Here is a 13,185-nt window from a genome sequence, read left to right on the forward strand (position 1 = left end):
CGGGAACGGTGGTGCCGCGAGGTCACCACACCGGTAAGGTGCCACTCTCATGTCGAGCCGCCCGGTGCGTACCGTGATCGTCTCCGATCGGGACCTGATCTTCCATGGCCTCGTGGGGCTCCTGGCCGCCCACGGTGATCGGGTCGAGGTCCTGGACCGACACCACGGCCTGTCCGACGCCGACGTGCACGTGGTCGTGCTCGATGCCGTCGCCTACGACGGACCGCAGCTCGTGCTGCCGACGTCGCCGGAGGGGGTACGTCCCGCCGTGGTGGTGCTGGCCTCGCACGTGCAGCGCGCTCCCGGCGATCGGCCCACGCCTGCCGGCAGCGAGGGCATCGTGTTCCTCTCGGTGACCAGCGACGAGCTGGTGCGCAAGATCTGTGCCGCCGCGCTCACGCCGGAGGGTGACCGGGTCGACGGCGCGCTGGACGGGCGGCTCCAGCTGCTGGACCGCAGTGGCGGCCTGAGCGCACGCGAGGTCGACGTCATCGGCCTGATCGCCCTCGGCCTGAGCAACCACGAGATCGCCGCGCGGCTCTACCTCAGCATCAACTCGGTCAAGACCTACGTGCGCACCGCCTACCGCAAGATGGGGGTCGCCACCCGGAGCCAGGCGGTGGGGTGGGCGCTCCAACGCGGCTTCTCGACCCGGTCGGTCGAGACCGATCGGCACCGGATGAATGCTTAACTTTGCGATAGTTCAGGTATAACCTGAACTCGTGCCCGTCCTTCACCCCCTCATCGGCGACGTCGTCGGATCCCGTGCGATCGCCGACCGGGCAGGTTTCCAGGTCCGCCTCGCCGAGGTGCTCGACGACGTCTCCGCGCTGGTCTCCCCGGCCCAGGCGCTCGAGACGACCGTCGGTGACGAGTTCCAGGGTGCCTTCACCACCGTCGCGGACGCGGCGCTGGCCGCGCTGCTGGTGCGCCTGGCGTTGCTGCCCGACGCCGACGTGCGCTGCGGCCTCGGTCACGGCGAGGTGACGGTGCACGGCCGGCAACGACGGCCCCTGCTCCAGGACGGTCCGGGCTGGTGGGCGGCGCGCGACGCCCTCGACGTGCTGGGCCGGCCGCGCCGCGCCGCGCAGCGGACCTGGTACGTCGGTCCCGACGCCGGCCGTGTCAACGCCTTCCTGCTGACGCGCGACGCCCTGGTCGACCGGCTCGGCGATCGGGGCTGGCGGTTGCTCGCGTCGGCCCTGTCGGGCGCCAGCCAGACCGAGATCGCGGCGGCCGAGGGGATCAGCAAGTCGGCGGTGAGCCAGCAGTTCGCGCGCGGTGTCGGTGCCGTGCGCGATGCTCATCGCAGCTTCGCCGCCGATCTCGAGGAGGACTGACGTGAGCCTGGTGCTGGTGGGCCTGTGGCTGGCCTCGATCGGGGTCGGTGACCTCCTGCGCGCCTCCCACGACGTGGTCACGCTGCGCCGGCTCGCTGGCTGCCTCGGTGCGGCCGTCGCCGTGCTCCTGCTGGGCCTGGTGCTGCTCGAGCCCGGTTTCGCCCGGGGGCTGCTGCTCCTCGTCCTGCTCGGCGCCCTCCTGGCCGCCTGGCTGGCTGCCTCCACCGCGGCTCTCGACCCGCGGCGCAGCGCTCGCGAGCGTGACCTCGCCCGGGCGGCGGCCTTCGCCGCGCTCGGCACCGGCGCGGTGACGGCCCTGCTCGGGGTCCAGCTGGTCGACGACCCGCTGACCTGGCCCGGCTTCGTCGACCGCACGATCGCGTCGAGGTGGCCCGCCTCCGACCTCGTGGTCGCGCTCGGTGTCGTGGCTGCCCAGCTGGTGACGGCCAACATCGTGGTGCGGCTCCTGCTCGACGCTGTCGGGGTGCCGGCCACGACCAACGAGAAGCAGCTCAAGGGTGGTCGGGTGCTCGGCCCGATGGAGCGCATCTTCATCGTCGGTCTCGGTGCCCTGGGCGAGCTCACCGCAGCCGCGATCGTGGTCGCCGCCAAGGGGCTGCTCCGCTTCCCCGAGCTGCAGCGCGCCCAGCAGCAGCAGACGCTGCCGACGGACGGGCCCAGTGACGTCACCGAGTACTTCCTCATCGGCAGCTTCGCCAGCTGGCTGCTCGCGCTCGGCGGAGCCGCGCTGATCTACCTCGCCTGATCCCAGCACCGGCCCGGGAGGAGGACCGCCCTACACTCGCCGACCATGACCTGGAAGCGGCCGGTGCCCCTCGTCGGCGACCGTACGACGGCAGCCGAGCGGGCTGCCGACGTCGCTGCCTGGGCGTTCCCCGAGGAGGCGCGCGGGTCGTTCTACGAGGTGCTCGCCGCGCGCCGCGACATCCGCCGGTTCCGACCCGACGGGGTCGACCCCGAGGTACTGGAGCGGGTGCTGTCGGCGGCGCACGCCGCGCCGTCGGTGGGCCACAGCCAGCCGTGGCGCTTCATCGTCGTCTCCCGCCCCGAGACCCGCGACCGGGCCGCGCGGATGGCCGACGAGCACCGCCTGCGCCAGGCAAGGGGGCTGGCCCCCGACGCCGCGCGGCGGCTCCTCGACCTCCAGCTCGAGGGCATCCGCGAGGCACCCCTGGGGATCGTGGTGGCCTGCGACCGGCGTACGCCCGCGGCCGGGGTGCTGGGCCGCGCCACCTTCCCCGACTCCGACCTCTGGTCCTGCGCCGCGGCGATCCAGAACCTCTGGCTGGCGGCCCGCGCCGAGGGTCTCGGGGTCGGCTGGGTGACGCTCTTCGACCCCGTGGAGCTCGAGGGACTGCTCGGGCTGCCGGATGGCGTCGTGACCCTGGGGTGGCTGTGCCTCGGCTGGCCCGACGAGCGCCCGCCCGCCCCCGGCCTCCAGCGCGCCGGGTGGTCGCACAAGCGGCCGCTGAGCGAGGTCGTGCTGGCCGAGCGCTGGAGCGAGGACGCCTCCGCGCCGCCGATCTCCCACCTGCGCGCGCCCGACCGCGGCGAGGTCGTGGCGGTGCGAGACGAGGCCGACGCGCTCCTCACGCCCCCGGGTTCGCTCGGGGTGCTGGACCGCTACGTCGACCGGGTCGAGGCCGTGCTGCGGCACCGCGCTGACGGTGACCGGGACCGACCCGGGGCACCGAGCGGTGAGCTGCTCCTGGCGGTCGGCCGCCACCCGGTCACCACCCTCGGCGTCTCGGCGTTCGCCGACGACGTCACCGACGAGGTGCTGGCCGCCAGCCTGGCCGGGGAGTCGATCGGGGCCGCCACCGCGCGCTCGACCGGACTGGCGTTCCGGGTCGTCGACGCCGGCACCTCCACGGGCGACCTGGTGCACACCGACGCCCTCGGCCCGGCCCGGGTCGAGGAGCTCCTGGAGCACGGGCGCCGCGTCGGTGCCGAGATCGCCCGGGACCACGCGGTGCTCGCGCTGGGTGAGGCCGGCATCGGCAACACCACGGTCGCGGCCGCCCTGGCCGCCGCCCTGCTGGACCTGCCCGCGACCGAGGTCGTCGGGCTGGGCGCCGGCTCCGACTCCGCGATCCTCGACCGCAAGACCTGGGTCGTCGACCAGGCCCTCGCCCGGGCACGGCACCAACACGCCGGCGCCCGCCGCCTCGACGCCACCGAGGCGCTGGCCGCGCTCGGCGGCCCTGAGACCTGCCTGCTCGCCGGTGCGGTGCTCGGCGCCGCAGCCCACGGCACCGTCACCGTGCTCGACGGACTCGCCACGAGCGTCGCCGGCCTCGTCGCCGTCGAGCTCGAGCCCGGCGCTGCGGCCTACCTCGTGGCCGGCCAGCGCAGCCGGGAGCGCGCGCATGCTCATGTGCTGGAGCACCTGGGGCTCGAGCCCCTGCTCGACCTCCGGCTGCGCGCGGGCGAGGGAGTGGGTGCCACCCTGGCGACGGGCATGCTGCTCACCGCGATCGACGTACGACGTCGCACGGGTCGCACGAGCGCCACCACCCACCGCTGAGGCCGACAGGCGCAACGTCATGCGGATCGTGGAGTCGCTTCCACCCACCGGATGACGTCCGCGCCGGGAGCGCCGCGCCGGGGCTCAGGCCCGCCCCACCCACCGGACCAGGTCGAGCGCGAAGTCGACGTACTGGCGCGCGACGTGCTCGGCGGGCTCCGGTCCGTCGGCCCGGAACCACTGCGCGAGCGCGGTGCACATGGTCACGACCGCGCGGGCCGCCTCGTGCGGTTGCGTGGTGAGGAACTGCCCGGCCGCGACGGCGGCCTCGACGTCGGCGTCGACGAGGTGCTGCACGTCGCGCCGCAGTCCGGTCAGCCGCTCCCGCGCCTCGGGCTCCAGGCTGCGCATCTCCGAGGCACCGACGAGGCCCAGCTCGCGGCGGTGCGTGTGGTAGAGCGCGAGGCACTCCACGACGAGGGCGAAGCGCTGCACGGGGTCGGTGCCCTCGCTCCGCGCTGCCTCGCACCGGGCCCCCAGGTCGGACATCGTCAGGTCGAGGAGGGCGACGAGCATCTCCTGCTTGCTGGCGTAGTAGTGGTAGAGCCCGGGCACGGACAGGGTGGCCCGCTCGGCGATCGTGCGCATCGGGGCGCCGTGGTAGCCGAGGTCGACGAACGACAGCAGCGCGCCCTCCAGCGCAGGGTCGAGGAGCAGCGGTGCGAAGGTCCGCCAGTGACTCTGCTCGCTGTGCGTGATCGGCAGCGTCGGTGCCACGCCGGCGACGTCGTTCGTCTGGCCGAAGAGCCGGTCGACGGTCACATCCAGGACCGCGGCGAGGCGCTCCACGCGGTCGGTGGTGACCCCGGTGCGGCCGTTCTCGATGGCACTCAGCGTGGCCGGGCTGACCTGGAGCAGGTCTGCGAGGTCGCGCAGGGTGAGCCCCCGCTCGGCGCGCACGTCCCTCAGGCCGCGCCCCAGGGCTGCCCGGTGGGCGGCGGTGGGGGTCGAGGTCATGACGCCATCATCGCGCGTCACGCCGTGATGGGGTCACTCTCGCCGTCGGTCGTCGTGGCGCCCAGGAGCCGGTCGCGCCGCGCGACCAGCGCGGAGACGGTGTCGAGGAACCGCACGGTGCTGTCGCCGACCTGGAGGTCGTCGAAGTAGTGGTGCCGCATGGCCACCCGGGCGAGGTGGTGCTCGTCGTGGTCGAGCCGGGCCGCGACGAGCTCCGTGAGCGAGGAGGGGTCCTGCTTGTCGACGACGTCGGCGCAGCGGCTGACGGGCACGTCACGGCGCAGCCGCTCGGCGTCGTGGTGCCGGTCGGTGATGAAGATCGGTTTGTCGGTGCGCAGGTAGAGCCAGTCGAGCCCCACGGACGACACATCGGTGACCATGGCGTCGCAGTCGGGGATGATCGCCAGGATGTCGCCGACGGTGACCGCCACGTGCCCGGCGTCGGGATCACGGTGCGCGGCGTCACCCACCAGCGCGAGGATGTCGAGGTGCGCAGCGGCGACCGCGGGCGTGGTGCTGGTGACGACCTTGGGGTGGGGCTTGTAGACCAGCCGGACGTCGGGGACGGCGAGGATCGCGCGCACGAGGTCGACGCCGCGGGTGTCCAGGGAGGTGTAGTCGTTGTAGTCGGCGTCGCCCTCCCAGGTGGGGGCGTAGAGGACCGTGCGACGGGTGCTGGGCGCGAGCAGGGGAGCGGGGCGCAGGTCGAGCTGGGGGCGCCCGATGCGGACCAGGCAGTTGGTGTCGAACTCCATCAGCCCGGCGACGTGACGCTCCACGGCGGCCTTGCCGGCGACGAAGACGCGGTCGTAGGCCTTGGCGTTGTTGCTCGCCATGGACTGCTTGTCGCTCTCACCGTGATTGATGTGCACGTGCAGGAGGCGGGCGTCGATCAGCGACTGGAAGTTGAGGATCGAGTTGTTGCAGTAGAGGACGACCTTGGCGTCGAGGCGCGCGTAGAGGTCGGTCAGCTCGGGGAACGTCGGGGCCTCGAAGACGGGCAGGGTCGTGCGGGCCCGGAGGACGACCGCGGACTCGGGGTCGCGGACGACGATGCCGACCGGGTGGGCAGGGTGGAGCACCTCGAGGACGGGGAGCCACTGGACCAGCTGGTAGGTCCGGGTGGGGTCGTCGGCGAAGTAGGCGATGACCGAGACTTCGTGCACTTGAGAATTCTACGCCGGGACACCGCCGCGCGTCCTCGCCCGGGTGGGTGGGATCTGACGGCCGGGATCCTTCGGCCCCCTAGCCTGACGTCGTGCCCCCGCGCTCCCCGCTCCCGCCGCGCCACGGGCTGAGCGCTGCCTGGGTGCGTACGCCGGACCGGGTGCGGCCCGGCGGGCCGCCGGCGACCTGGCTGACGATGGGGGACTGGCTGCGCGACAAGCTGGGTGGGCACACCGACGTCGACGAGATGCTCGGCGCCGGGCGCTTCGTCCACGACGACCTGCGGCCGGTGGCGGACGACGATCCCTACCGGCCCCACACCTTCGTCTGGTTCCACCGGGACCTGCGTGAGGAGGTGGTGGTGCCGGGGGAGATCCGGGTGGTGCACCGCGACGACCGGATCCTGGTGGTCGACAAGCCCGCCTTCCTCTCCACCATCCCGCGCGGCCAGCACGTGCGTCAGAGCGTCGTGGTGCGGCTGCGCGACGAGCTCGGGCTGCCGGAGCTCTCACCCCTGCACCGGCTCGACCGGATCACCTCGGGACTGCTGCTCCTGGCGACCGAGAAGCGCTGGCGCGGGCCCTACCAGGTGATGTTCGAGCACGGGACGGTCCGCAAGACCTATCGCGCCCTCGCCCCGTGGCGGATCGACCTGGACCTGCCGCGCACCGTCCACGACCACCTCCGCAAGGTCCGCGGAGCGTGGCAGGCCGAGGTCGTGCCCGGTGCTCCCGCCAACGCCGAGACCCTGGTCGAGCTCGAGTCGCGGCTGCCGGGTGGCGGGCTCGGCGAGGAGGACCTGGCGCTCTACCGGCTCACTCCGCGCACCGGGCGCACCCACCAGCTGCGGCTGCACCTGCACGGTCTCGGGATCCCGATCGTGGGCGACCCCCTCTACCCCGTCGTGCGCGAGACCTCGGTGGACGACTTCAGCCGGCCGTTGCAGCTGCTGGCGGCCGAGCTGTCCTTCACCGACCCCGTCGACGGGACCACGAGGGAGTTCGTCAGTGACCGACGGCTGCCGCTGGTGGCGCAGGGCGGCGGTGCTCAGCCGAGCAGTGCGGCGACCTCGGGGGAGTCGTAGAACGGCGCCACCTGCTCGCGCAGCAGCCGCTCGAGGTCGCCGGACTCCTGGAGGGCGCCGACCACCCCGGGCGCGATCCGGACCAGGTCGGCGACCAGGTCGGCGCGCTCGAGGTCCAGCTCGGCGAGCAGCTCGGTGGGGGTGTAGCCGCCGAAGCGCTCGAAGAACGCCTCGACCACCGCGTCGGAGAGCCGGGCGACCCGCTCGTGCGCCAGGGTGCTGATCGCCAGGTCGTGGGCGGCGTCGACCACGCCAGACACCTCGTCGGCGCTCACGTGCTCGCCGAGGCCCGCGACCGGCTCCTGGGCGACCAGGTCCCAGACCTGCAGCAAGGCCTCGCGGGTCGTCGGGTCCTGGAGGGTCTCGATGATGATCCGGTTGAGGCGTCGTACGGCGAAGGTGCCGCCCTTGCCGACCGTGTCGCCGATGAGCCCCTCGAGCTGCTTGTCGGCGGCACCGACCATCCTGCTGGCGGCGCTGGTGCCAAAGGACATCAGGGAGCCGAGGCCGGGCACCTTGTCGGCCACGGCCTTGTTGGCCTGCAGCACCTCGGCGACGACGCGTCCCATGAAGCGCGAGGCCATCGTGCCGACCAGGGGGCTCGCAGTCAGCCGCTCGAGGCCGCGCTCCAGCACCGGGCTCAGCGCGAGCAGCTCGTCGAGGAGGACCTCGACCTGGTCGCGGTCGACGACGTCGCCGAGCGGGTAGGCCTCGTCGGGGCCGTCGTGGACCACCTGGACGGCGAGCTCGACGATGGCGCTGACGGCGGCGCTGCTCGGGACGCTCGCGAGCGAGCGCGTCACGATGTCCTTGACCGCCCCGCGGTCCACCAGGTCGGCGACCTGGTGGGTGCCGGCGGCGTCGAGCAGGCTGTCGGCGATGGCCGCGACCGTCGGACCGAGGTCCTCGCCGGTGAGCCGGTCGAGGTGGAAGCGCACCTGGGCGTCGAGGAGCTGCTGGGCGAGGGTCGATGTCGGCACGAGGGAGAACCTAGTGCCACACTGCAGAACTAGATCGTGTTCTAGTTTATGGAGGTTGGTCATGGGTGGACGGTTCGACGGGAAGCGGGTCCTCGTGACCGGGGCGTCGGGCGGTGTCGGCCGCGCGACGGTCGAGCTGCTGGAGGCGGAGGGGGCCGCGGTGGTCGGGCTCGACCTGGCGCCCGGCGATGAGTCGGGCTCGACGGTGCTGGCCTGCGACGTCAGCGACGAGACGTCCGTGCGTGCTGCCGTCGCCGCGACGGTCGAGCGGCTGGGCGGGCTCGACGTGGTGGTCAACGTCGCCGGCATCGACCAGTTCCGCAGGTTCGAGGACCTCGACGTCGCCACCTGGCAGCGTCACCTCGGCGTCAACCTGACCGGGCCCATGCTGGTCAGCCACGCGGCGCTCCCGCACCTGCGGGAGTCGCGCGGCAACATCGTCACCATCGCCTCGATCGCGGGGCTGCGGGCGCAGCCCTACCAGGCGGCCTACTGCGCGTCCAAGGGCGGCGTGGTCCTGCTGATGAAGTCGCTGGCGCTGGAGCTCGCCGCCGACGGCATCCGGGTCAACACGATCTGTCCCGGAGGGGTCCAGACCGACCTGCCGACCAACGCCGCGGCCGAGCATCCCGACAGCGACCTCGACTGGGGGCTGTTGATGGAGACCGCCGGGGCGCGCTACGGCTTCATGCCGGCCAGCGACATCGCCGACGCGGTGGCCTACCTCGCCTCCGACGCCGCGGCCTCCGTCACCGGCGCCGTGCTGTCCGTGGACCGCGGCACCGCCTGCTGAGGCAGTGCCGGCGTGGCCAGCCCGGTGCGGCAGGCTGGTCCCATGACCGCCGACGACGCACCGCTCGGGGAGCGACTCGCCTCCTGGCTGGAGGACCTCGACCTCACCGGTCAGCTCGCCGCGGCCGGGCTGCCGACCTTCGTGCGTGACGAGGCCGACGGACGCGCGGTGTGGACCGACCCGCTGACCGGGTCACCCCTGGCGGCCGACCAGCTCGAGGAGCTCGACCGCCTGCTGCACGAGCAGGGCGCCGAGCCCGAGCACGCCGTCCCGGTCGCCCTGGTGCTCATGGCGCGACAGGCGAGGCTGCGCGAGGAGCTGTTGAGCAGTGCGTGGTTCGGCTACGAGGATCTCGCGCAGGTGCGCGGTGCGTCGGTCAACGCGACCCGATTCGCCGTGCACAGGGCCGGCGCGGACCACCGGCTGCTGGTGCTGGCCACCGACCTCCGCACGGTCGTCCCGGCCTTCCAGCTCGACGCCACCGGTGAGCCGCGACCCGAGCTCGCACCCGTGCTCGCGCCACTGCTCGCCGCCGGCATGGACCCCTGGCGCGCCTGGGCCTGGCTGACCCGGCCCGCCGCGCTGCTCGGCGGCCTGGTGCCGGAGCGGGCCGTGCTCGACGCCGAGCACGCCGCGCTGGTCCAGCACGCCGCGGTGCGGCTGGCCGAGCGGGTGACCGCCCGGCCCTGAGAGCCGGCTGCCGGGTCCGGGACGTCATACGGAGGGTGGAGTCGCCTCCACGCTGCGCATGACGTCCCGCGCTGGCCACCCGGCGCTGGTGAAGCGCCGACCCGTCAGACGACGACGGCGCCGGGCGGCAGCACCGGCGTACGACCGAGCTCGGAGCGCGCGATGGAGCGCAGGTGCACCTCGTCGGGGCCGTCGAAGAGCCGCATGGCGCGGTGCCAGCCGTACATCGCGGCCAGCGGAGTGACGTCGGTGATGCCGGCGCCGCCGTGGACCTGGATCGCACGGTCGATGACGTTGGTGGCAGCACGCGGGACGGCGACCTTGGCCATGGCGACGAGGTCCTTGGCGGCTTTGTTGCCCTCGGTGTCGATGACCTGGCAGGCGCGGTAGCAGAGCAGGCGGGCCTGCTCGATCTCCAGGCGCGACTCCGCGATCTGCTGACGTACGACGCCCTGGTCGGCGAGCGGGGCCCCGAAGGCGACACGTGACTCGGCGCGCTCGACCAGCAGGGCCAGCGCGCGCTCGGCGGCACCGAGGGCCCGCATGCAGTGGTGGATGCGACCCGGGCCGAGACGGGCCTGGGCGGCCGCGAAGCCACCGCCCTCCTCGCCGATGACGTTCGTGACGGGGACGCGCACGTCCTCGAAGGTCACCAGCGCGTGGCCGTGCTGGTCGTGGTGGCCGAAGACCGGCAGGTCGCGCACGACCGTCACGCCGGGGGTGTCGCGAGGCACGATCACCATCGACTGCTGGCGGTGAGTGGCGGCCTCCGGGTCGGTCTTGCCCATGACGATCAGGACCGAGCAGCGCGGGTCCATGGCCCCGCTGGTCCACCACTTGCGGCCGTTGATCACGTAGTCGTCACCGTCGCGCACGATGCGCGTCGCGATGTTGGTCGCGTCGCTGCTGGCGACGTCGGGCTCGGTCATGGCGAAGGCGGAGCGGATCTCCCCGGCGAGCAGCGGCTCGAGCCACGTCGCCTTCTGCTCCTCGGTGCCGAGCAGGTGCAGCAGCTCCATGTTGCCGGTGTCGGGTGCCTGGCAGTTGATCGCCTCGGGACCGAGGTCGTTGCTCCACCCGGAGAGCTCGGCGATCGGGGCGTACTCGAGCTGGGTGAGCCCGGACTCGGAGGGCAGGAAGAGGTTCCACAGGCCGAGCTCGCGCGCCTCCGCCTTGAGCCGCTCGATGACCGGAGGGACCGCGTGGTCGTGGGGACCGCCGGCAGCGCGGTGCGCGGCGTACTCCGCCTCGCCGGGCAGCACCCGGTCGCGCATGAAGCCCTCCATGCCCGCGCGCAGCTCCTGCGCACGGGCGGACGGGGCGGGGATGGTGTGGTCGCGCAGGTCGGTCACGGGTCTCCTGAACTAGGGCCGAGCGATCGCTCGGGCATCCCTGCACTATCCCTGCTGGCCCAGGTGGCCCGCAAGAAGGGCGGGCCGCCCGCCACCGGTCAGTCGAGCGCGGCGGTCAGCTCGAGGTTGATGTCGTCGGGGTCCTGGAAGGAGAGGATCGCCAGGCCCGCGTCCTCCAGGACGTTGATCTCGCCGTGCGCGATGCCGGCCCCGTCGAGGTTGGTCTGCGCATGCTTCAGCGCCTCGAGGCCGTCGACCTGGAAGCTGACGTGGTCGAGACCGGTGCTGCTCGAGTCGAAGGTCTGCGAGCCGACGGGGCGCAGGCCGAACAGGGTGCCCTGCGGGGTCTGGTAGACGACGCCGCCGTAGAACTGCTCGGGAGACTCGGTCACCCCGGGCTCCTCGACGTGCTCGGAGGCGTCGATCGCGGCGGGCCAGCCGAAGACGGTGTCGTAGAACGCCTTGGAGCGCGCGATGTCGGTGACGGTGAGGCGGACGTGGGCGAAGCCGGTGCTGTCGATGAGTGCCATGCCAGACCGGTACCCGCGCCGTGACGCATCACTCAGGCGGTGAGACGTACGTCGTGCAGCAGCCACCGACGCACGGCCTCGGCGAGCGACCGCTCGGTGAGCTCGTCGAGCGGGACCACCAGGCGCGGGGGAGCGGCCCGGCCGGGCGTGACGAGCAGCCTGCCCTCGAGCCAGGCGCGGTGGGCGATGATGCGCTCGCCGGGTCCGACGGTGTGGTCGTTGTGCGTGACCACCTGGACCTCGCGACCGTCGCTGAGCACCCCGGTGAGGGTGGTGTCGGTGGGCGTCCACGTGTCGTGGGTGCGGAAGGAGACCGTCGTGGTGACGGTCAGGGGGTGGGGGTCCATGGTCCGCTCCTCGGCTCGACGTCGTCGTCATCGTGGCTGACGCGGATGTCGTGACCTCCTCGTCACGATGAACATCGGCGCACCGGGCCGGGAACTGAGGGAAGTCGGTCCGCCCGGGCCGAGAACCTCAGATCGCGACGACGGCGTCGTGGCAGTCGCAGAAGGACGGGACGACCTCGTCGGGGGTCAGCTCGTAGGCGCAGAGCAGGGGGAACGAGATGTCGCGGCGCAGCTCGTTCCAGCACGCCTCGAGCTCCAGGGCGAGCTGGTCGTCGCCGCGGCGCGAGTAGAGGTCGACGATCTCGCCGTAGACCCGCACGGTGCGCCACCGCCGGGCGACCGCGGTGACGGGCGCCGCGACGAGGCTCGCGAAGCGCTCCGGGTCGATGTGGTCGTGGGGGGCGAGGTCGAGGTGCAGCTCGTCGGCGTCGAGCGCGACGTACTGTCCGGAGGCGATCGCCCCGTGCGGGTCGATGCCGAGGGCCGTGAGGCCCTCGTGGAGCAGGTCGTGGTGGGCGGCGGTCGCCGCCACGACGACCGCCTCGCCGGCGAGCAGGCCGTGGGCGACGTAGTCCGTGAGGTCGCGCGCCATCCGGTCGGTCGCCGTCCAGAAGGCGACCGAGTGGCCCGCGTGGGCCACGTCCCGACCAGTCACGGGCACGTCGGAGGTGGGCAGCGCCGCGAAGGTGGCGGTGAACCGGGCGCCGCCGTGATGGGCGTAGGAAAGGCTGCCACCCATGGCCTCGCAGAGCTGGCGGGCGATCAGCAGCCCCAGCCCGCTGCCGCCCAGCCCGGGGGATGAGGCACCGCGGACGTAGGCGTCGAAGAGGGTGTCGACGAGGTCGTCGGGCACCCCCGGACCGTCGTCGCTGACGGCCAGGTGGACCACGCTGCCGGCGCGGGTGGCGCTGACGCGCACCTGGGCGCCGCCGTAGCGCAGGGCATTGGTGACCAGGTTGTCGAGGACCTGGGTCACGCGCAGCGGGTCGGCGAGCACGACGGCGTCGTCGTGGAGGTCCAGGACCACCTGGGTGGCGACCGGGAGCTCGCCCTCCTCGAGGACCTCACGGCAGAGGGTCGCCAGGGACACCGGTTGCATCGCCAGCGCGAGGTCGTCGCGCTCCACCTGGTGGCTGGTGGTCAGGTCCGTCAGCAGGCGGGCCAACATGTCGCTGCGCCGCACCAGCATGGCCGTCAGGTTGGCACGCATGGCAGGCGTCATCGCGTCATGGTGCTCGTGCAGCTGCTGCGCGGCACCCTTCAGGACCAGGGTGGTGTTGCGCATGTCGTGGATCAGCTGTGCTTCGTCGTCCTCCATGGCCGCGGCTCCTCACCTGACGACCATCATCCTCCCGGCGGGGAGCCAGCAGCATCACCCGATGGAGGGGACCTCCCTG

General features: G+C 73.0%; 14 protein-coding genes. 7 read left to right on the plus strand and 7 right to left on the minus strand.

Annotated features, from left to right (window positions below):
• Positions 1 to 73 precede the first annotated feature (73 nt).
• The 4 genes from RMN98_RS07940 to bluB are packed head-to-tail and all read left to right on the plus strand — an operon-like array spanning position 74 to position 3,888.
• Positions 74 to 691, plus strand: coding sequence for a response regulator transcription factor (locus tag RMN98_RS07940; RefSeq protein WP_309648273.1), 618 nt, complete (start codon positions 74 to 76; stop codon positions 689 to 691).
• 31 nt (positions 692 to 722) lie between these two features.
• The gene (locus tag RMN98_RS07945; RefSeq protein WP_309648274.1) at positions 723 to 1,340 is read left to right on the plus strand and encodes a SatD family protein; all 618 of its coding nucleotides are present in this window, start codon (positions 723 to 725) and stop codon (positions 1,338 to 1,340) included.
• A gap of 1 nt (position 1,341) precedes the next feature.
• A complete protein-coding gene (locus RMN98_RS07950) occupies positions 1,342 to 2,106 on the plus strand; it encodes a hypothetical protein (RefSeq protein ID WP_309648275.1) in 765 nt (254 codons plus the stop codon).
• A 45-nt stretch (positions 2,107 to 2,151) separates the two neighbouring features.
• A complete protein-coding gene (gene bluB, locus RMN98_RS07955; protein ID WP_309648276.1) occupies positions 2,152 to 3,888 on the plus strand; it encodes a 5,6-dimethylbenzimidazole synthase in 1,737 nt (578 codons plus the stop codon).
• Positions 3,889 to 3,972: 84 nt separating this feature from the next.
• Here the strand turns inward: bluB and RMN98_RS07960 are convergent, their stop codons facing one another.
• Both RMN98_RS07960 and RMN98_RS07965 read right to left on the minus strand, forming a co-directional pair.
• Positions 3,973 to 4,845: a helix-turn-helix domain-containing protein gene (locus tag RMN98_RS07960; protein ID WP_309648277.1), complete on the minus strand. Its 873-nt coding sequence runs from the start codon at positions 4,843 to 4,845 to the stop codon at positions 3,973 to 3,975.
• Between the two features lie 17 nt (positions 4,846 to 4,862).
• Complete coding sequence (locus tag RMN98_RS07965) at positions 4,863 to 6,011, minus strand: CDP-glycerol glycerophosphotransferase family protein (RefSeq protein WP_309648278.1); 1,149 nt, start codon at positions 6,009 to 6,011, stop codon at positions 4,863 to 4,865.
• A gap of 197 nt (positions 6,012 to 6,208) precedes the next feature.
• Here RMN98_RS07965 and RMN98_RS07970 point away from each other — a divergent pair, with 197 nt between their 5' ends.
• On the plus strand, positions 6,209 to 7,096 hold the full coding sequence (locus RMN98_RS07970; protein ID WP_309648337.1) for a pseudouridine synthase: 888 nt from the start codon (positions 6,209 to 6,211) through the stop codon (positions 7,094 to 7,096).
• Here RMN98_RS07970 and RMN98_RS07975 read toward each other — a convergent pair.
• Complete coding sequence (locus RMN98_RS07975; RefSeq protein WP_309648279.1) at positions 7,060 to 8,076, minus strand: hypothetical protein; 1,017 nt, start codon at positions 8,074 to 8,076, stop codon at positions 7,060 to 7,062. The two genes, RMN98_RS07970 and RMN98_RS07975, sit on opposite strands and share 37 nt — an antisense overlap.
• 61 nt (positions 8,077 to 8,137) lie before the next feature.
• Between RMN98_RS07975 and RMN98_RS07980 the strand changes: the two genes are divergently transcribed.
• Both RMN98_RS07980 and RMN98_RS07985 read left to right on the plus strand, forming a co-directional pair.
• Complete coding sequence (locus RMN98_RS07980; protein WP_309648280.1) at positions 8,138 to 8,869, plus strand: SDR family NAD(P)-dependent oxidoreductase; 732 nt, start codon at positions 8,138 to 8,140, stop codon at positions 8,867 to 8,869.
• A 42-nt stretch (positions 8,870 to 8,911) separates the two neighbouring features.
• Complete coding sequence (locus RMN98_RS07985) at positions 8,912 to 9,559, plus strand: hypothetical protein (protein WP_309648281.1); 648 nt, start codon at positions 8,912 to 8,914, stop codon at positions 9,557 to 9,559.
• Positions 9,560 to 9,663: 104 nt separating this feature from the next.
• On the opposite strand, the gene RMN98_RS07990 is transcribed toward RMN98_RS07985, so the two are convergent.
• From RMN98_RS07990 to RMN98_RS08005, 4 genes are all read right to left on the minus strand, one after another.
• Positions 9,664 to 10,911: an acyl-CoA dehydrogenase family protein gene (locus RMN98_RS07990; protein WP_309648282.1), complete on the minus strand. Its 1,248-nt coding sequence runs from the start codon at positions 10,909 to 10,911 to the stop codon at positions 9,664 to 9,666.
• A 98-nt stretch (positions 10,912 to 11,009) separates the two neighbouring features.
• Positions 11,010 to 11,441, minus strand: a complete 432-nt coding sequence (locus RMN98_RS07995) for a VOC family protein (protein ID WP_309648283.1) — start codon at positions 11,439 to 11,441, stop codon at positions 11,010 to 11,012.
• Positions 11,442 to 11,473: 32 nt separating this feature from the next.
• Positions 11,474 to 11,788, minus strand: a complete 315-nt coding sequence (locus RMN98_RS08000; protein WP_309648284.1) for a hypothetical protein — start codon at positions 11,786 to 11,788, stop codon at positions 11,474 to 11,476.
• A 127-nt stretch (positions 11,789 to 11,915) separates the two neighbouring features.
• On the minus strand, positions 11,916 to 13,106 hold the full coding sequence (locus RMN98_RS08005) for an ATP-binding protein (RefSeq protein WP_309648285.1): 1,191 nt from the start codon (positions 13,104 to 13,106) through the stop codon (positions 11,916 to 11,918).
• Positions 13,107 to 13,185 lie beyond the last annotated feature (79 nt).

Source organism: Nocardioides sp. (assembly GCF_031397825.1).
GTDB lineage: Bacteria > Actinomycetota > Actinomycetes > Propionibacteriales > Nocardioidaceae > Nocardioides.